This window comes from Exiguobacterium sp. s95 (assembly GCF_018618655.1).
GTDB classification, from domain to species: domain Bacteria; phylum Bacillota; class Bacilli; order Exiguobacteriales; family Exiguobacteriaceae; genus Exiguobacterium_A; species Exiguobacterium_A oxidotolerans.
The window spans coordinates 89,627-107,610 of sequence record NZ_JACSMM010000006.1 but is presented as its reverse complement, the minus strand read 5'-3'; the positions used below and the strand labels follow the sequence as shown (position 1 = coordinate 107,610).

17 protein-coding genes, 1 pseudogene and 1 riboswitch are annotated in these 17,984 nt (G+C 43.5%); of the genes and pseudogenes, 6 read left to right on the top strand and 12 right to left on the bottom strand.

The window, feature by feature from the left end; genetic code table 11:
• Window positions 1–10 precede the first annotated feature (10 nt).
• The 5 genes from thiE to KNP99_RS11040 form a co-directional block, all read right to left on the bottom strand.
• Window positions 11–649: a thiamine phosphate synthase gene (thiE, locus tag KNP99_RS11060; protein ID WP_088836349.1), complete on the bottom strand. Its 639-nt coding sequence runs from the start codon at window positions 647–649 to the stop codon at window positions 11–13.
• A complete protein-coding gene (thiM, locus tag KNP99_RS11055) occupies window positions 639–1,409 on the bottom strand; it encodes a hydroxyethylthiazole kinase (RefSeq protein WP_088836348.1) in 771 nt (256 codons plus the stop codon). The genes thiE and thiM overlap by 11 nt, the downstream gene beginning before the upstream one ends.
• Window positions 1,390–2,199 carry a bifunctional hydroxymethylpyrimidine kinase/phosphomethylpyrimidine kinase gene (gene thiD, locus KNP99_RS11050; protein ID WP_088836347.1) on the bottom strand — a complete coding sequence of 270 codons (810 nt, stop codon included), beginning with the start codon at window positions 2,197–2,199 and terminating at the stop codon, window positions 1,390–1,392. Before thiD ends, thiM begins: the two co-directional genes overlap by 20 nt.
• Window positions 2,200–2,315: 116 nt before the next feature.
• A riboswitch (TPP riboswitch) is annotated at window positions 2,316–2,426 on the bottom strand.
• 61 nt (window positions 2,427–2,487) lie between these two features.
• Window positions 2,488–3,762, bottom strand: coding sequence for a murein hydrolase activator EnvC family protein (locus KNP99_RS11045; RefSeq protein WP_088836346.1), 1,275 nt, complete (start codon window positions 3,760–3,762; stop codon window positions 2,488–2,490).
• Window positions 3,763–3,965: 203 nt separating this feature from the next.
• Window positions 3,966–5,417, bottom strand: a complete 1,452-nt coding sequence (locus tag KNP99_RS11040) for a murein hydrolase activator EnvC family protein (RefSeq protein ID WP_088836345.1) — start codon at window positions 5,415–5,417, stop codon at window positions 3,966–3,968.
• Window positions 5,418–5,677: 260 nt separating this feature from the next.
• Here KNP99_RS11040 and KNP99_RS11035 point away from each other — a divergent pair, with 260 nt between their 5' ends.
• On the top strand, window positions 5,678–6,085 hold the full coding sequence (locus KNP99_RS11035; protein ID WP_029332666.1) for a VOC family protein: 408 nt from the start codon (window positions 5,678–5,680) through the stop codon (window positions 6,083–6,085).
• 53 nt (window positions 6,086–6,138) lie between these two features.
• On the opposite strand, the gene KNP99_RS11030 is transcribed toward KNP99_RS11035, so the two are convergent.
• The 6 genes from KNP99_RS11030 to KNP99_RS11005 all read right to left on the bottom strand — a co-directional run bounded on the left by KNP99_RS11030 (window position 6,139) and on the right by KNP99_RS11005 (window position 10,728).
• Entirely contained in the window at window positions 6,139–6,651 is a 513-nt protein-coding gene (locus tag KNP99_RS11030) for a type 1 glutamine amidotransferase domain-containing protein (protein WP_088836344.1), read from the bottom strand.
• 24 nt (window positions 6,652–6,675) lie between these two features.
• Window positions 6,676–6,843, bottom strand: coding sequence for a hypothetical protein (locus KNP99_RS11025; protein ID WP_204251418.1), 168 nt, complete (start codon window positions 6,841–6,843; stop codon window positions 6,676–6,678).
• Between the two features lie 30 nt (window positions 6,844–6,873).
• Window positions 6,874–7,314 (bottom strand): Ohr family peroxiredoxin, encoded by a 441-nt coding sequence (locus KNP99_RS11020; protein WP_088836343.1) that lies wholly within the window; start codon window positions 7,312–7,314, stop codon window positions 6,874–6,876.
• 138 nt (window positions 7,315–7,452) lie between these two features.
• Window positions 7,453–8,796: a hemolysin family protein gene (locus tag KNP99_RS11015; protein WP_088838425.1), complete on the bottom strand. Its 1,344-nt coding sequence runs from the start codon at window positions 8,794–8,796 to the stop codon at window positions 7,453–7,455.
• Window positions 8,797–8,978: 182 nt separating this feature from the next.
• The gene (locus tag KNP99_RS11010; protein WP_088836342.1) at window positions 8,979–9,461 is read right to left on the bottom strand and encodes a DUF456 domain-containing protein; all 483 of its coding nucleotides are present in this window, start codon (window positions 9,459–9,461) and stop codon (window positions 8,979–8,981) included.
• A 61-nt stretch (window positions 9,462–9,522) separates the two neighbouring features.
• The gene (locus tag KNP99_RS11005; RefSeq protein WP_088836341.1) at window positions 9,523–10,728 is read right to left on the bottom strand and encodes a DUF2254 domain-containing protein; all 1,206 of its coding nucleotides are present in this window, start codon (window positions 10,726–10,728) and stop codon (window positions 9,523–9,525) included.
• Between the two features lie 193 nt (window positions 10,729–10,921).
• Here KNP99_RS11005 and KNP99_RS11000 point away from each other — a divergent pair, with 193 nt between their 5' ends.
• Both KNP99_RS11000 and KNP99_RS10995 read left to right on the top strand, forming a co-directional pair.
• A complete protein-coding gene (locus tag KNP99_RS11000) occupies window positions 10,922–12,406 on the top strand; it encodes an aldehyde dehydrogenase family protein (RefSeq protein WP_088836340.1) in 1,485 nt (494 codons plus the stop codon).
• Window positions 12,407–12,469: 63 nt separating this feature from the next.
• Window positions 12,470–12,859, top strand: coding sequence for a tautomerase family protein (locus KNP99_RS10995; protein ID WP_088836339.1), 390 nt, complete (start codon window positions 12,470–12,472; stop codon window positions 12,857–12,859).
• Window positions 12,860–13,302: 443 nt separating this feature from the next.
• Here KNP99_RS10995 and yidD read toward each other — a convergent pair whose 3' ends face one another.
• A complete protein-coding gene (gene yidD, locus KNP99_RS10990) occupies window positions 13,303–13,587 on the bottom strand; it encodes a membrane protein insertion efficiency factor YidD (RefSeq protein WP_088836338.1) in 285 nt (94 codons plus the stop codon).
• Between the two features lie 101 nt (window positions 13,588–13,688).
• On the opposite strand from yidD, the pseudogene KNP99_RS10985 reads away from it, so the two are divergent.
• The 3 genes and pseudogenes from KNP99_RS10985 (at window position 13,689) to KNP99_RS10975 (ending at window position 17,736) form a co-directional block, all read left to right on the top strand.
• Window positions 13,689–14,631: pseudogene (locus tag KNP99_RS10985) on the top strand (quinone oxidoreductase family protein).
• Window positions 14,632–14,831: 200 nt separating this feature from the next.
• Window positions 14,832–17,189, top strand: a complete 2,358-nt coding sequence (locus KNP99_RS10980; RefSeq protein ID WP_214770063.1) for a YhgE/Pip domain-containing protein — start codon at window positions 14,832–14,834, stop codon at window positions 17,187–17,189.
• Window positions 17,176–17,736, top strand: coding sequence for a TetR/AcrR family transcriptional regulator (locus KNP99_RS10975; protein ID WP_088836336.1), 561 nt, complete (start codon window positions 17,176–17,178; stop codon window positions 17,734–17,736). The genes KNP99_RS10980 and KNP99_RS10975 overlap by 14 nt, the downstream gene beginning before the upstream one ends.
• The last annotated feature ends 248 nt before the right edge of the window (window positions 17,737–17,984 follow it).

Sequence of the window (17,984 nt, the reverse complement as noted above, 5' to 3'; positions counted from 1 at the left end):
TCTTCAGTGATTATACCCGGTCTGATACTATTTGACGCGCAGTCTGAACCGCCTCTTTGAACTCTCGTGCCGCACGTTCAATATCTGGTGCTGCGAATAAGGCAGAGACGACGGCATATCCTTCAAGCATCTCGAATAAGTCGGGCACCACATGATGTGTGATTCCACCAATCCCGACGAGAGGAAGGGAAACAGCCCGGCGAATCGCCCGGAGTGTTTCGTTTGTCATCTGACTCGCATCGTCTTTTGTCGCCGTTGGATAGAGCGACCCTACGCCAAGATAAGTTGCCCCGTCTTGCTCTGCTTCGATTGCCTGTTCAACGGTGGAAACAGAAACCCCAATCGTGGCTTCCGGTAACAGCTTACGTGCTTCCTTCAAAGGGATGTCCTCTTGCCCGATATGCAGACCTGCACCGACGATTTGTGCGATATCAATCCGGTCATTGATGATGAGTGGGACGCCGTAACGAGACATCATTTTCTTCAAGTCACTCGCTTGTTCGAGAAATTCTTTCCCTTGCGCCTGCTTTTCACGAAGCTGGACCATCGTCGCGCCACCTTTTATTGCTGCTTCGACCGCATCAATCAAGGCAACGTCCGGGTGAAAGCGCCGATCTGTTACCGCATAAACCGTGTAATCATTCTCCACTGGTCAATACCCCTTTCAAACTTTCTTCTGTAGTCAAGCTGATTGCGTTGAACAACCCCATCCGGAAATCACCAAGTCCCGCTGCTTCATCTGCGACTTCACCCGCTTTTCCCATTAAATACGTCCCATAGGTCGCTGCTTCGAATGCATCATACCCTGCTCCAAGTAGGGTTCCGATGAGCGATGCCGTCATGCAACCTGTCCCTGTAATGTGTCCGAGTCGTGGCGTTCCTACGGTTAGTTTTACTTGTCGCTTGCCGTCTGTAATGAAATCAACCGGTCCCGTTACGACGAGAGTCGTCCCGAGCCGTCCAGCAAACTCATGGACGACTTGAAAATCTAATGTCTCTCCGGAAGCGACATCGACTCCTTTTGAACGTCCGACTTGACCGATGAGCGTCTTGATTTCAGAGACGTTCCCCTTAATGACCGTAAAATGAATTGCTTCGAGTAACTCTTTCGTGAATTGTGTCCGAAGTGTCGTCGCCCCCATTCCGACTGGATCTAAAATAATCGGTTTCTTCAATCGGTTAGCCGTTTGACCTGCCAACAATTGCGACGCTCGTGAAGCTGCGTTCAATGTCCCGATATTGATAACGACAGCATCTGCATGTCCAACCATTTCCTCGACTTCTAGGATATCTTCCGCCATGACAGGTGAACCCCCGAGCGCAAGGGTCATATTGGCACACTCATTAATCGTGACCGCATTCGTTAAATGATGAATTAATGGTTTTTTATCATGAATGGTTGTAAGCATCCGTTTCCCTCCAAATGTCATAAAAGTGATGTGTCGGTCCGATTCCGTTCCCTAAGGCAAATCCATGCCGGATTGCTTCAGTTACGTACCGTTTAGCATAAATCACGCTATCCTTCAGGGAATCTCCCAGCGCAAGACGTGCCGCAATCGCGGAAGACAATGTACATCCAGTACCATGTGTATGCTGGCGTTTTAATCGTGCCTCCTGAAACAGATGATGCCTCCCTTCCGTGTATAAAATATCCGAGGCATCCGTACTTTCAAGATGACCGCCTTTTAACAGGATAGCGATGTCTCGTTTTTGTGCGAATTCCGTCGTCGCCAGCTTCATTTCATCAATTGTCGAAATCGCTTGCCCTAACATGCGTTCCATTTCCGGAATATTCGGGGTCGTCAAGGTTGCAAGCGGCATCAAATGCTCCATTAATGCTTGTTCAGCATATTTCCTTAACAGCGCATGCCCCCCTTTTGCGACCATCACGGGGTCTAAGACGACTGGTCCCTGATAATGTTTCAAACATTTGGCAATGACTTGAATCGTTTTTTCATTCGAGACCATCCCAATTTTAACGGCATCTACACGAATATCGCTAAAAATCGAGTTCAACTGGGCTTCGACAAGCGTTGGTGATACATCTTCAACTGCTTGTACGCCTAACGTATTTTGCGCTGTGATAGCAGTAATTACACTCATACCGTAAACCCCAAGAGCAGAAAAAGTTTTTAAGTCGGCTTGAATTCCAGCTCCACCACTAGAGTCTGATCCAGCAATCGTCAGTACATGTTTCATCGATAGACCTCACTTTCTATGAGAGCACAAGGAGAAAGCGGAACGAAAAAAAGCGCCGTCCGCTGTAAAAAAGCAGACGACGCCATGAAAAACCAACGAGTGTGGTCACTTATTCATGTCTTCAATCTCAACTTTCCTACGCTGGTATTATCCAGATCAGGTGATAGGGTCGAAAACAGAATGGTTTTCCTCTCAGCCAGATTCCTCCAGCTCCCCTAGTTGCTCATGATTTAAATTTCTCTTTCACTGTAGCATAGCGCCATAAAAAAAACGAGCCGAAGCTCGTTTTTATAAGTATGCTAATGGATTAACTGTGTTAGCTGGTCCTGTCGCACTGTATTGGTAACCACCAATATGCAATTCAAAATGAAGATGTGCGCCCGTCGAGTTTCCCGTATTTCCGAGCGTACCGATTTGTTGCCCTTGCGAGACCGTTTGTCCAGCATGAACTGATAATGAATTCATATGCGCGTAAACTGTTGTATACACTTTCCCATTCAAGAAATGTGAAATCATCACGTGATTTCCGTACGGTCCACCGCTTCCTGCTGTGATGACCGTTCCTGAAGCTGCTGCGACGATTGATGATCCGACTGACCCTCTAAAGTCGACACCATTATGGAAAGTATACCCATTCGCACCACTCGCTGGTCCGAATCCTTGTGAAACACTTCCTGACGCAGGGCGAACGAACTGCGCCGAACCACTCGGAACACTAGCGACTGGCGTAGCACTTACGACCTTCTTAGACGTCCCGGCGTTGTTTTTTTCCGCCGCCTCCGCCGCCTTTTCCGCTGCCGCTTTTTCAGCTGCTGCCTTTTCCGCTGCTGCTTTAGCTGCTGCCTTTGCTGCCGCAATCGCACGTTCTTGCGCTTCTAATGTCGCTTGAAGTTCTTTCGCATTCAGAAGTTTTGTCGTAAATTTTGTTTTACCTTGACGTAATTTTTTTAAGGTTGCACTACGTGCTTTCATTTGCTGTTTGAGTTCCTTTTTTTGAACCAAAAGGGCTTCTTTTTCTTTCACTCGCTCTTCCTTTTTATCCACAAGCGTCGCTTTAGCATCAGCTAATTTTTTTTGCGTTTCAAGGTAAGCAGAAATCATCTTGTCATCTTGTTCAGCAATTTTTTTCCCTGCCATCACACGACTAAAGAGATCGCCAAGATCTTTCGAACCAAAAATGACTTCTTCCCATTTAATCGAATTCCCATCATTTTCTTGAAGCACACGAAGACGGTCTCCTAACAGCTCTTCCTGGCGTTTTAACATTTCTTCATAATGGATAATGTCTGCCTCAAGCTCTTCAATTCGTTCATTCAACTGACGAATCTGTTTATTTTTTTCTGAGACACGAAAAATATTTTCATTGATTGCTGCATCAATCGCATTGATTTGACGTTGCTCTTTTGAAATTTTAGATTCTTGTTTTTTGATTGATTTTTCTAGTTTACGTTGTTCAGCTGCATTATCTGCTTTCTTTTCTTTGATTGTAGCCGCTTGAGTGATTGGGGTGTTCGTCAATAATAACGTCCCTAATAGTACGGTAGAAAATAACTTTTTTAGCATATGTGAGTTCCTCGCTTATGTATGAATTCGATTTTTGAAGTCCTGTTCCGTAGTGAAACTATCTGAAATTGATTATAGCACCGTAATAGTTTCAGAAAAATTTCATTTACATTTCAAATGAAAACGTTATTTTGTAATATAACAACTAATTATTCAAACTGTATAAAAAAGAACCTCTACAATGTAGAGGTTCTTTTACGATTTTATAACATTGACATAGGATTAACACTATTTGCAGGGCCTGTTCCGCTGTAGATATACCCACCGACATGAATTTCGAAGTGTAGGTGTGGTCCAGTCGAGTTACCCGTGCTACCAAGTGCACCGATTTGTTGTCCCTGGCTGACACGTTGTCCTGCACGCGCATTCAATGAACTCATGTGCGCGTAAACCGTCGTATACGTTTTTCCGTTCAATTGGTGAGCAATCATGATGTGATTTCCGTAAGGACCACTACTAGAAGCCGTAATGACAGTTCCTGTTGCTGCTGCGACAATTGGTGTTCCAACCGGTGCACCAAAGTCGATTCCATTATGGAATCCATACCCATTTTCACCACTTGCTGAGCCGTATCCTTGTGTAGTCGCACCACTTGTCGGATGAATGAACAATGCTGAAGATGCAGCTGGAGCCGGAGCTGGATTCGGTGCTACTGGTGCTGGTTTTGGTGTTACAGGCGCTGGTGTCGGCGTTGATTGTTTTGTTGAATTCGTTGTTGCTTTTTGACGCGCTGCTTGTTTTGCAGCTTGCTCGGCTGCCGCTTTTTCTGCTGCAGCTTGCTCAACTGCTGCCTTTTCTGCCGCTGCCTGATCGGCTGCTGCTTGTGCTGCTTGAGCTTCAGCACGGGCTTTTGCTTCTCGTGCTTCTTGTGCTTTGCGCTCTTTTTCAATCCGTGCTTCACGTTCACGTGCCGCTTTTTCTGCCGCGATTGCTTTTTCTTGCGCAATCAAGATTTGTTGAACTTCTTTCGCGTCCATCAACTGTGTCTCAAATTTCTTTTTTTGCTTCTTAAGTTCTTTAATGCGTTTGTTTCGTTCACTGATTTGTTGTTCGAGCTCTGCCTGTTGACGCTTTAATTCTTTTTTCTCTGTCACAAGCTTTGCTTTTTTATCTTTAAGTTCTGCTTGGGCATTCGCTAATTTCTTTTGCGTGTTCTGGTAATCCGTAATCATCTTATCATCTTGTTGTGAGATGGATTTCCCCGCTAGCACACGGCTGACGAGATCTCCGACATCTTTCGAACCAAAGATGACTTCTTCCCATTTAATCGAATTACCATCATTTTCTTGCATGACACGTAAACGATCGCCGAGCAATTCTTCTTGACGTTTCAGCTTGGCTTTATATTTTTCGATTTGCTTACCAAGTTCGACGATTTCAGCTTCTGTCGCCTTGATTTGACGATCTTTTGCTTCGACGGCAAACATTTTTTCATTCAATGCTTCGTCTAAACGATTCACTTCTTGTTGTGTCTTCGAAATTTTCTCACCTTCGTGATTCACAGAAGACTCAAGATTTTTTTGTGTATTTTGGTTTTCTTGTTGCTTTTGTTCGTTTTTAGCTTTTTGTTCACTTAAATCATCTGCTGATGCAAAATAAGGAGTTGATGAAAGGACAAGTGCGGAAACGATGAGCGACGTAAACGTTTTTTTCATGTAGTATTCCCTCTTTTTCTCTATAATTTTATTGTAGTCAAAAGTATGCTTTATTTAAATTTCATTTTAATGTTTAAATTTTATAAGAACGTTTTTGATTATAGCATTCATTTTGCCTCTATTATATTTCAGTGAGATTTCATTTTGTATAAGTTTATTGGTTAATTATGTAATACGATGAAGCTCCTTTAGTGAAAATACCTGCGCGTTGCACCTTGAGGGAAGTTTTGGCACACTAGTGGTGTAAGGGAGGAATTATAGTGAAACTTGATCATACTGGAATTGCCGTCCGTGATATGCAAGAAGCCATTACTTTTTATACAACAATTTTAGGAGGGAAATTAGTCCGTGAATATTCAAACCCCGCTCCAGGCGTGGCATCGAATATCGCTGTCATTGAATTTGAAGATGCACACATTGAACTACTGACACCAACAAGCGCTGACAGCCCAATCGCTCGTTTCTTAAAACAACGTGGTAAAGGGGTACATCACATCGCTTACCGCGTTGACGATTTAGATCAAGCGATTCTCGATGCAAAAGAACAGGGACTTACGTTCCTCGAAGATACGTACCGGTCAACGCCTTTTGGCCGTCGTTTGATTTACATGAATCCGAGGCATTCACATGGGGTCATCACTGAGCTTTGCGATTACCCAAACGCTTAACGCAAAAACAAATCCCCTACACGACCTGTGAAGGGGATTTGTTTTGCATGAACTTATGCGAGCTTCGCTAACATTTCACGGTTGAACGCCGGAATATCATCTGGTTGACGACTCGAGACGAAGTTATCATCGACGACGACTTCAGTGTCTTCGAAATCAACCCCAGCATTTTCCAAATCGATTCGGATTGATTTATACCCTGTCATCTTGCGCCCCTTAACAATTTTAGCGTTAATCATTAATTGTGGACCATGACAAATCGCGAAGACTGGTTTCTTCGACATATCGAACTCTTCTACGAAAGAGACAAAACGTTCGTCTTCACGTAATAAATCTGGTGAAAATCCACCCGGAATCAACAGCGCATCATAGTCTGCCGGTGATGTTTGATCAATCGTGACATCAACAGAGACTTTTGCATCTTCTTGTTTACCAACGAGTTCTGCACCTTTTTCTGAACCGATGACTGTCACTTCATGACCTGCCCCTTTTAATGCGTCGACTGGTCCTGTGAACTCGACATCTTCGAAATGGTCCGCGAGTACGACTGCTACTTTTTTACCCATTAAAATCATCCCCCAATGTCTATATTACTTATCTTGTCCACGATCGCGAGGTGAAATCGGATCATCCGGCATAGCGTTCTTTCCTTCAAGAATTTCCTCTTGTTGCTCGGATGACAGTTTGCGTTCTTGTTCAGTTAAACGCTCTCGCTCATCTTCTAACTTTTCGTTTGGACGGTCAGTTTCTTTTGGCATACTGATTCCTCCCGTAAAAAAGAATAGTTTTTATTCGCTTAATGCTTCTACCACTTTTACCGATAAATCAACATCAATATTTCCGCGTGTCGCTTTAGAGTACGGGCAGAAACCATGCGCTTTTTCAAGTAATTCTTCTGCTTCTTCTTGCGAGACGCCGACAACTTCTACAACAAGTTTAGCTGCGATTTTAACGCCGTTATCTGCTTCGTCTTGTAAAAGACTCACTTCCGAGTTCGTCCGTGTTTCGACACGTTTTTTTGCTTGGCGTGCCATTAAATTATATGCACCATCGAAACATGCCGCGTATCCTGCCGCGAATAGTTGCTCTGGGTTTGATGTCGGAATATCTTCTTTACCTTTTGTACCAGGCATTACTAAATCTAAATTAATGACGTTATCGTCAGAAGAGACTTTTCCATCACGGCCCCCTACTGCCGCCGCGCGTGAAGTAAGAATTGTTTTAGTCATGAAATAGAACCCCTTTTCCTCTGGTTTGAGTAACTTTTTTGCCACATAAACAGTAATACCACTGACTGCCCGAGTATAAACAAATTCTCTACGCCTTTTATCAAGAAAAAAACAAGGTCACCCTGTGGGCGCCTTGTTTCACATGATTTCTTCTTCAGTTGGTGTAGTGGATTCTTTTTCAGGGAGTTGTAGATAAATCGATTTTACTTGGTGATTATCGACTTCCATCACTTTGACCGTATAGTCTTCATAACGGAACTCTTGACCGCTCGACACTTCCGTATCTTGCGCCATCACCCAACCACCGATTGTATCGATATCTTCTTCCTCGATTCCGAGGTTAAACCGCTCGTTCAAGTCATCGATTAGGACACGTCCAGAAATTCGATACAGTCGCTCATGAATTTGTTCGATGTCGGCCTTCTCATCTTTATCGAATTCATCACGAATCTCACCGACAATTTCTTCTAGTATGTCTTCCATCGTGATGACGCCGGCAGTACCACCATACTCATCGATGACTAACGCCATTGGTGTTCGTTCGACTTGCATTTTCAACATCGCATCTTGTAAAGGAGAATACTCTGAAACAATCGGCAAATTATGCACGTAATAACTTAACGCCTTCCCTTTATTCGCCATATGATCGGTGAACAGTTGCTTCGCATTGATGAAACCGAGGATTTTATCCTTGTCCCCTTCCTCTGCAACCGGATAGCGTGTGAACTGATATTCTTCGACAAGTGCGATGATTTCATCCATCGACGCATCATTGGAGATGGTAATCAAATCTGTTCGCGGCAACATGATGTCTTTTGCGATCCGTTCGTCAAAAGAAAAAATGTTCTGCATGTAAGACAGTTCAGTCTGGTTGATTTCACCACTCTTATAACTTTGTGTCATGATGATTTTAATCTCTTCTTCCGAGTGTGCTTCTTCATGCCCTGCCGGCTCTACACCGAACAAGCGCAAAAAGACTCGCGCTGATCCATTTAAAATCCAGATGAATGGCTTCATCACTTGACCAAACCAGTAAAGGGGTGGTGCAAGCAACATCGTAATCGCTTCTGTTTTTTGGATTGCTAACGATTTTGGTGCTAATTCACCTAACACAACATGAAGGAATGTGACGATTGAAAAGGCTAAGACAAACGAAACAATCGTAGAAATTGAATCGGGTAACGCAATCTCTACGAAGAGCATTTCCAGGATTGCACCTACTGTCGACTCTCCTAGCCACCCTAGACCAAGTGCTGTCACCGTAATCCCTAATTGACACGCTGATAAATAATAATCGAGGTTTTCCAATAATTTTTTGGCGATGACCGCTGTTTTATTTCCCTCTGTAATCAATTGATCGATTCGAGACATCCGCATTTTCACGACCGAGAACTCTGCCGCTACAAAAAATGCTGTCAAAACAATTAATAATCCAATAATGAGAAGCCTGATAATAATCGTTGTTGTGTCGAATGTCTCCATTGCATGTGTACTGTCCAATCGTTTCCCCAAGAGAAGGGGATTCACCTCCATTTAATTAAGCTCAGCTTGAGCTTTTGCGTAAAAAAGAAGCTTTTATAAAAATAAGCTTCTCCTCTTTTTCATATTCATACTATAACGGAACTTACACTAAATGTGTACTTGAAGCAACCTTTGCTTTTAGGTCAAACAATGTACAACATAAAGACGACAATCATTAAGAGCATGGCAATCCCTTTTAATAATGCACTTGATAAAATGCCTAAAACCGTTCCGATACCAATCGCCATTGATTCATTCCACGTCTTTTTACTGATGATTTTTTCTGTTAAGATTGCGAAAACAAACGGGAAAATCAACAGACCCACACCAGGAATAATGAACGGTCCTGCAATCAATCCGACTGTCGTTGCAATTTTAGCCGCACGTGACCCACCACGCCGATCGACTGTGTAAGAACTTACTAAATAGTCAAGCGTGAATAATAAAATGATAAATACCGACTGAATGAGCCAAAAACTAATCGTTAACTCGGTAAACCCGAAACCAAATCCATATATCAAAAAACCGATGATGAGTAACGGTGCACTTGGAATGATTGGATAAACAAGTCCTACAAAACTAGCTATGAAACAGACCGCAATCAGAATCCAAAGTAAAATCGTCATACATATCTCCCACTTTCTTTGTTCTCTCCTCCTAATTTACGTACAAGACACGAATTAAGTTTCAAGCAAGCGCTTTTTCTAAGACCTTTTCTAGATGCACACGATCCCAGTCATTCAGAGAAGACCAATCCAATTCTGAACAAACAAACGGGATAAACGTCTGAATTGTTGCCCGATGTTCGGACAAAGCATTTCGTTTCGCGCTCTCGAGTGACTCTAGCATCGTTGCAAGCACAGAAATATCTTCTTGTCCGTAGTGTCGCAGTTGATAAAACGTCTCGTATAGTAATTCCGAGAAAGTAACGCGTTTAACGATGACAGAGCCTTCGCCGCCGATTAACAGACTGCCATCCGGAAGCATCGCAAAATTGCGTAGCAGGTCACCGATTTGTCGAAGCGCGTGTCGCGCCGTATTCGGGTCGTTAATCCCCGGAGAAATTGCGCGTAAACCGACTTCAGATAACTTTTGGATGACAAACGTAAAATCTTGCACGGAAGAACGTGTTGGTCCAATGATGATTCCGGATTCCACACCTTCTTCGTTTGCAGTACCAATCGCTTGTCCTTTTGTCACGTAACTCCCAATCGTGACATCGACTTGAATATTCATTCCTTCTTTCGCCAATGCACCGTAATCAAGCAATTGCAAGTAACCAGACTCTGATGCGACGATTGGATATTGTAGCGAATCATAACCATCAGAAATAAAATGATGTTTTTCCGCTTTCAAATTATCAATTTGTTCCTCGATTAATTGACTGCCTTCCCGGTGCAAACGATCCAGTAATGTCGTCACACGAATCGATTGGCTAACGATATGGATGAAAGCAACGAAAGCAATGATTGAAATTAAGACGACGAGAACAGCAACGGCAGAAGCAACGACACTTCCTCGTAAAGAAGGACGAACGAAAAACAACATCGTAATCGAATACGTAACTGCCCCGATAAAGATTCCGAAAATATGTTGAACTTGTCGATTTTCGATGAAGTTCGGTAATGTTCGTGGTGAGAACTGTGATGAATAGGTCGTCAAGACGACTAAGATCGTCGAGAAGGTAAACGTCATCATCGTCAACAAACCAGCGAAGACAGAACTATGAATCGTTCTTCCTAAATCGAGCGTTGTTTTCCAATCGTCCGGAAAGTAGTTTTTTAAATATAAATCAGTCGCGAGGACACATGCCGTCAACAAGGCACCACCTACCCCATATAACAAGGGCCACCACCAGTTTGTCTCTTGATAAATCAGCTTCAATCGCTTCATCAACCCAACTCCATTCTTGATATATTGCTATATTTTTTAATTCCTGTTTCTTCATTTAGTGAAACCTTTATCATTCTTCTTTTTCAATAAAAGCTGAGTCACTTTATTTTGTGAAAGTGTCAGATTGTGTTTTACTTCTTTTCATAACGTGAATAACTTAATTGTTATCAAAAAGAATTGGAGATGAAAAGTCATGAAACAGACAAACGAGAACGTTCTGAAAACTGATTTCACAAAAATCTTCATCGATGGTCAGTGGCGCAAAGGCGCAAGTGACAGCAACATGGAAAATACGAATCCTTTCACAGGGGAAACACTATTTGAAATTTCAGCTGCAAACAATGACGATTTGGACGAAGCTTATCAAGCAGCGAAAATCGCTCAAAAAGAGTGGGCAAAAACACCGGCTCTTAAACGCCAAGGATTGATTGAACAGTTCTTGAAAGTCATGTACGAAGAAAAAGAAACCATCATCGATTGGTTAATTAAAGAATCAGGTAGTACACGAATTAAAGCTGAAGGTGAATTCCTTGCTTCCGTTTTAATCGTTAAAGAAGCAGCAACGTTCCCACTTCGGATGCATGGTGAAATTCGCCCATCTGTCGTACCAGGCAAAGAAAATCGCATCTACCGCAAAGCACTCGGCGTTATCGGCGTCATCAGCCCTTGGAACTTCCCGTTCCACTTAGCGGTCCGCTCGATCGCAACGGCAATCGCAATCGGGAATGCAGTCGTCGTCAAACCAGCGACTGATACACCCGTCTCAGGTGGGTTAATCTTCGCAAGCCTGTTTGAAAAAGCCGGTCTTCCAAAAGGTGTCTTGAACGTCATCGTCGGTCGCGGTTCTGAAATCGGCGATTCAATCGTTGAACACCCAGTTCCACGTTTAATCTCATTCACAGGTTCTACTGAAGTTGGTCGCCATATCGGTGAACTTGCTGGGAAACACCTGAAGAAAACTGCATTGGAACTCGGTGGTAACAATGTCTTCGTCGTTCTTGACGATGCTGATCTCGATCGTGCCGTCGAATCTGCTGTCTACAGCAAATTCTACCACCAAGGTCAGATTTGTATGTCAACGAACCGAATTCTTGTCGCAGATTCGATTCACGATGAATTCGTTGAAAAATACATTGCTCGTGTTAAAGAACTACAGTTCGGCGATCCATCAAAAGACCGTACACAAGTCGGTCCATTAATTAATCAATCACAAGTCGATCGTATTATGGAAGATATCGAAAAAACAAAAGCTGCAGGTGCTACAGTTCGTGTCGGTGGTGAAGCAAACGGGAATGTCATCGCACCAACGGTCGTGACTGGTGTAACGAACGATATGCCACTCGCTAAAAACGAAATCTTCGGACCTGTCGCAGTCATCATCCCGTTTAAAGATGACGAACATGCGCTTGAACTCGCAAACTCACTTCCATATGGTTTAAGCGGTGCCGTTCATGGTTCTTCAATCGAACGCGCGACTGAATTTGCGCTTCAAGTTGAAACAGGAATGATTCACATCAATGATCAGTCGGTCAACGATGAACCACATATGCCGTTCGGTGGCGAAAAAGACTCAGGTCTTGGTCGTTTCAACGGTGAATGGGTACTCGAAGAGTTCTCAACGGTTCAATGGGTATCTGTCATGCACGAACGTCGCCAATACAAACCATTCTTCGAATAAAATAAAAAAATGCGGGCATTGCCCGCATTTTTTTTTACATACTATCTAAAAGGAGTGTTACTAATGCCACTATTACGTTTTGATGTGATTGAAGGACGAAATGAAGAAGAGTTAAAGGTGCTCCTCGATACAGCGCATGATGCGATGGTCGAAGCTTTTGATGTACCGGAACGCGATCGTTACCAAATCGTTCACACGCATAAAGAACACGAGATGATTATTCAAGATACAGGACTCGGTTTCGAACGGACACGAAACCTTGTTTTGATTAGTGTCACGAGTAAATCGCGGACACAGGAGAAAAAACAAAAACTCTATCGCTTACTCGCGGAACGACTTGAAGCAAACTGCGGTCTCGCACCAAGTGACTTGATGGTGTCAATTGTTGAAAACGATGCCGCTGACTGGAGTTTCGGAATGGGCGAGGCACAATTCTTAACCGGAAAGTTGTAAATTCCAAATACCTTATTTCATCAAAAAAGCCCTAATTCCTAAAATGGAATTAGGTCAACGTGTAGACAAACTCTTATGAAGCGTGAACATGTTATAACAAGAGGCAATCCGTTCGCGCTTTCCTGTCTCGCCTCGTCTTTAAAGCGGCAATCTTCCGCGCCACTACAGCAAAACTGCAGGGTCGCGACCGATTGCTTTTCGCTTTATAAGCGATTCGAGACGGATTGCGCTCTAAACCGTCTGCATGACTGGATTTCCGTCACGCTATTCCCTAAAAAGCGTCACGTTTCGTTGACTCCTACGGGGATAGCAACGAAAAAGACGCTTGATTTCCCGATAGCACATTGTTTACACGTTGGCCTAATTCCTAAAAGGAAATTAGGTCTTTTTACTTGTATGAATCATCCATCTCAACCGTTCGCATGTAAAATCAGAGACCGCTCTCAATCAACCGTTTCTTCATCATTCTCTCGTTCTTTAGGATTCTCTCGTTGCAGCGGTGCTTTCCAACTAAACGTTTCCGGAACAAAGTCGAGTCCACCCGGGTGGAACGGTTGGCAACGTAACAGGCGACGTGTCGTCAAGTATCCACCTTTCATGGCACCATGCTGTTCAATCGCTTCTTTTCCGTAATGCGAGCACGTCGGATAAAAGCGACATGTCGCCGGCTTCATCGGAGAAATCACTTTTTGATAGAAATGAATGCCACCAAGCATAACTTTTTTCATAATACTTCACCCTCTTTTTTTCATTTTAACGCATTCCTGCACTTATATCAGTTTAGATGATCTATAGTTAAATCCATTACTACTAAAAGGATGTGTTTCAGATGAAAGCTCTTACGTTCAGTTCATTCGGAGATTCCTCCGTCCTCACATATCAAGAAGCTCCAACTCCCGTTATTCAATCTCATGAGGTTTTAATCGAAATGAAGGCAATCGGTCTTAATTTCGCTGACATCTATCGCAGAAAAGGTAATTATCACTTAGAAGGAGCCGCTCCCTACATTTTAGGATATGAGGGTGCTGGTATCATCACTCAGATCGGGGAAGACGTTTCCGGACTTAACGTCGGTCAGCGTGTTGCCTTTGCCGATGTACCGAATGCGAACGCAGAACAGGTTGCCGCTCCCTGACGAGATTTCCTTTGAAGTCGGTGCTTCCCTGCTCCTACAAGGATTGACAGCCCATTACCTGACACGTGACAGCTACGCGATTCAACCACGCGATCTTGTTTTGATTCACGCAACAGCTGGAGGTGTCGGACAACTGCTGACTCAAATCGTTCGTTCGCATGGAGCTGTTCCAATCGGGCTGACCTCTTCCAAAGAAAAAGCACTCATCGCAAAAGAAAATGGATGCGAAGAAGTTTTTCTTTATTCGGACGACTGGGTTAAGCAAATTCTGACAGTAACGAATAATCGTGGTGTCGATGTCGTCTATGAATCCACTGGTACAACATTAATGAACAGTTTTGACGTCACAAAAGTAAGAGGAACCGTCGTGTTTTACGGAATGGCCGGTGGAGATCCCGTCGCAGTCGACCCCCGCTTTTTAATGGATACATCAAAAACACTTACAGGCGGTGATTTGTGGAATGTTCTCACATCACGTGAAGAGCGGATTCGACGGGCGGGTGAGCTGTTCAGTTGGGTGATTTCAAATCAGCTCCATGTATCTGATCCAACTTCATTCCCACTCGCTGAGGGAGCACGTGCCCATGATTATCTTGAGAGTCGAAAAAGTACAGGCAAAATCCTCTTGATTCCTTAAAGACGCTCGTTTTTTGAAGCACGTCTCATTTTTTCCTACATTAAATACTATCTCTTTTAAAATCAATCACAATCAGTCATTACAAAATAGTAAAGATTTGATTAAATGAATTGCTTTCTATTCTGAAAGAGAGTAAAGTAAATCTCATCAAAACCGAAAACTCAAATAAGTTTTAAGTTTTCAAAAGGGGATTTATATTCATGTTTCGCTCAGAATGGAAAAAATTAAAAAGCCCGATGATGGTGATTGTCATCTTGGCAATCATTCTTGTTCCCTTTCTTTACAACTCCATTTTCCTATCTGCATTCTGGGACCCGTACGGTCAGACAGAAGAGATTAAAGTGGCCATCGTAAATGAAGACAAGACGATCAAGTATGAAGGTGAAAAAATTGATATCGGGGATCAATTCATCAAAAAATTAAAAAAGAACGATGACTTTGATTGGCAGTTTCTTTCAAGTAAAGAAGCCGAAAAACAGTTACGTTCCGGGGATATCTATATGACGGTCGTCATTCCAAAAAACTTTTCAAAGAATGCGACAACTTTACTCGATGAACATCCTAAAAAAATTGAACTCGAGTATTACTTGAACCCTGCTAAGAACTACTCAGGGACACAGATTTCAAGTAATGCCGCTAAACAGTTAAATGAAAAAATTCGAAAATCCGTAACGAAGCAATATAGTAGCGCCATCTTTGGAGCGCTAAAAAAAATTGCGCAAGGTCTTGAAGATGCCTCAGAAGGTTCGTCGAAGCTTGAAGATGGTGCCAACAAAACGACAGACGGTGCCAAAACGCTTACGACGAATCTCGGCAAACTGACAGATGGTACAAACGACTTGTCAACGAACTTAGCAAAGGCAGCGGATGGTTCGTCTCAACTCTCGACAGGTCTCAACACACTTAACGATGGTGCTCAGACGCTCGCTGAGAAATCTGGTGAGTTATCGAGTGGTCTGAACCAGCTGGATGACAATAGCGGTAAACTCATTAAAGGATCAACTGACCTGCAAGCTGGTTCTACTCAACTTCGTCAAGGTCTTGAATCGGCTTCTGCCGGATCAACTCAACTGCGTCAAGGTATTGAGAGTGCTTCTGCTGGTGCATCAGAGTTAGATAGCAATCTTCCGAAATTCAATGCCGGACTCAATCAACTGAATGAAAAAGCACAGGAAGTGGATGCGACGATTACAAACTTGAACAGTGCCGCTGCAGCTTTAAAACAAGATTTAAGTGCTCGGCGTGAAGCAATTGAAGCTAACGTCGCAACAATCAAGGGGGTCATTTCTTCTTCTGAGAATTTATCGGAAGAAGAAAAACGTACGTTACTTGAATCGATTGCGACGATGGAACAAAATGTTCAGAGTCTCGCGCAACAAGAAACGGCTCTCGATGCTAGTCTTGCCGCTGCCAACGATGCGACAGATAAAATTAATCAGTTAGCAGTCGGTGGACAAAACATCGCATCCGCCGTCTCGCAACTTGACGGTGGTCTAGTAAAATTACTTTCAGGTGCAAAAGACTTGGAGCAAGGTCAAAACAAACTGCTTTCAGGTGCAAAAGACTTAGAGCAAGGTCAAACTGATTTTAATCAAGGATTAACGACGTATACAGATGGTGTTCATAAAGCAGCTGACGGTAGTACACAGTTAACTGCCGGTGCTCAAAAAATTGCGACCGGGACAAACGATGCCAGTACGGCAATGGGAAGTTTGAACTCAGGACTCGGTCAACTGACAGACGGTGCGGTAGCACTTTCATCTGGGGCCGGTCAATTGACAGATGGTGCTTCGCGCTTAGCAGATGGTAACTCTAAACTGGCTGACGGAGCAAAAACACTCACTGATGAACTCGGTAAAGGTGCAAAAGACGCAACAGTCAAACCATCAAACGATCGTGACAACATGCTCGCTGAGCCTGTCGTATTAAAAGAACATGACTACTCGACCGTTAGCAACTACGGTTCCGGACTGTCTGCTTATATCTTAAGTATCGCGTTATTCGCTGGTGCGTTGATGTTCTCTTCGGTCTACCAGATTCGTCCAGCACACGGAGAGACGTTATCATGGCGCTTCCTCGTCGGTAAACTTTCTTTGATTTTACCAATCGGTGCATTGCAAGGGGTTGCCGCCGCGACCGCTATCGTTTACGTCCTCGATTCGACTGTCGCGAGTGTCCCTGCCCTCTATGGCTTCGCCGCCTTGACCGGGATGACGTTCATTACCTTGCTATTCGCTTTGACGATGTTATTTGGCCGCGTTGGACAATTCGCAGCGTTCCTGCTATTACTCCTTCAAATCGGTGGTAGTGGCGGTACGTTCCCAGTCGAAATGACACCAAGCTTCTTCCAGTATATTCACCCGTTCCTACCGATGACGTATTCAGTCAGTGGGTTCCGTGAAGCACTTGGACTCGGTGTCACAGATGCTCTTGCTTCTAATAGCCTAGTCCTCGGATCGATTCTAGCCGGAGCGTTAGTACTTGTCTTCGTAGGTGCTTTAAGCGCTAAACGTATTTTGCTTTCGACGAAAGCGAGAAAATCACATGACGCAGCATGAAAAAGAACAAGTCATCCTAAACGCGGCAATGGATTGTTTCTCTGAACTCGGTTATAAAGGAACGACGATTGAACGAGTTGCAAAGCGGGCCCATGTTGGAAAACCAACTGTTTATCAGCTGTTCGAAAGTAAGCTTGATTTGTTTGAATCTCTTGTAACCTTCGTGTTACAAGAGATGCGAACGGAAGCTGAGAATGCTTACGTCGAAGGCGCAAGCGTGGAAGCCAATAAACAGGCGATGATCGATGCAATCGTTAATCATCAGCAGCAACATTTATTCATCTTAAAAATTACAGAAGAGACGCACAACTTAAAACTACAAGAGATGCAGGAGTTACGGACCCGCATTGAAAAACATGTTGTTGACTATATTAAAAACTTACTCGAAACACGCCTCGAGCTAGATGTCAGTTCCTCTGGAATCCCGATTGATGTAACAGCGTTTCTACTGTTTCGAACGTATATCGCTTTGATTGCCGAATGGCCATTGATCGGCGATGAGCTTGACCTAAAAATCATCAGTCAAGCCATGCTCAAGCTACTGTAACCAAAAAGAATGACTTCTCCTGTTAAGGAAGAGTCATTCTTTTTTTGTCTAGTACTGCCTTCTTAGTGGCATGCCGTTTGACTAAATGGTATGTCTTTTTCATCGTCCTGAACAAGAAAACATTTTGATACAGCTTCTTCACCCACTCCCACCTATTCTTGTCTCTCTTCGTTTGATTCGAAATGAATCAATGATTTCCTTTTACAGAACCCCTTTATTTTGAGTTTAATCGTATACTTAAACTATCT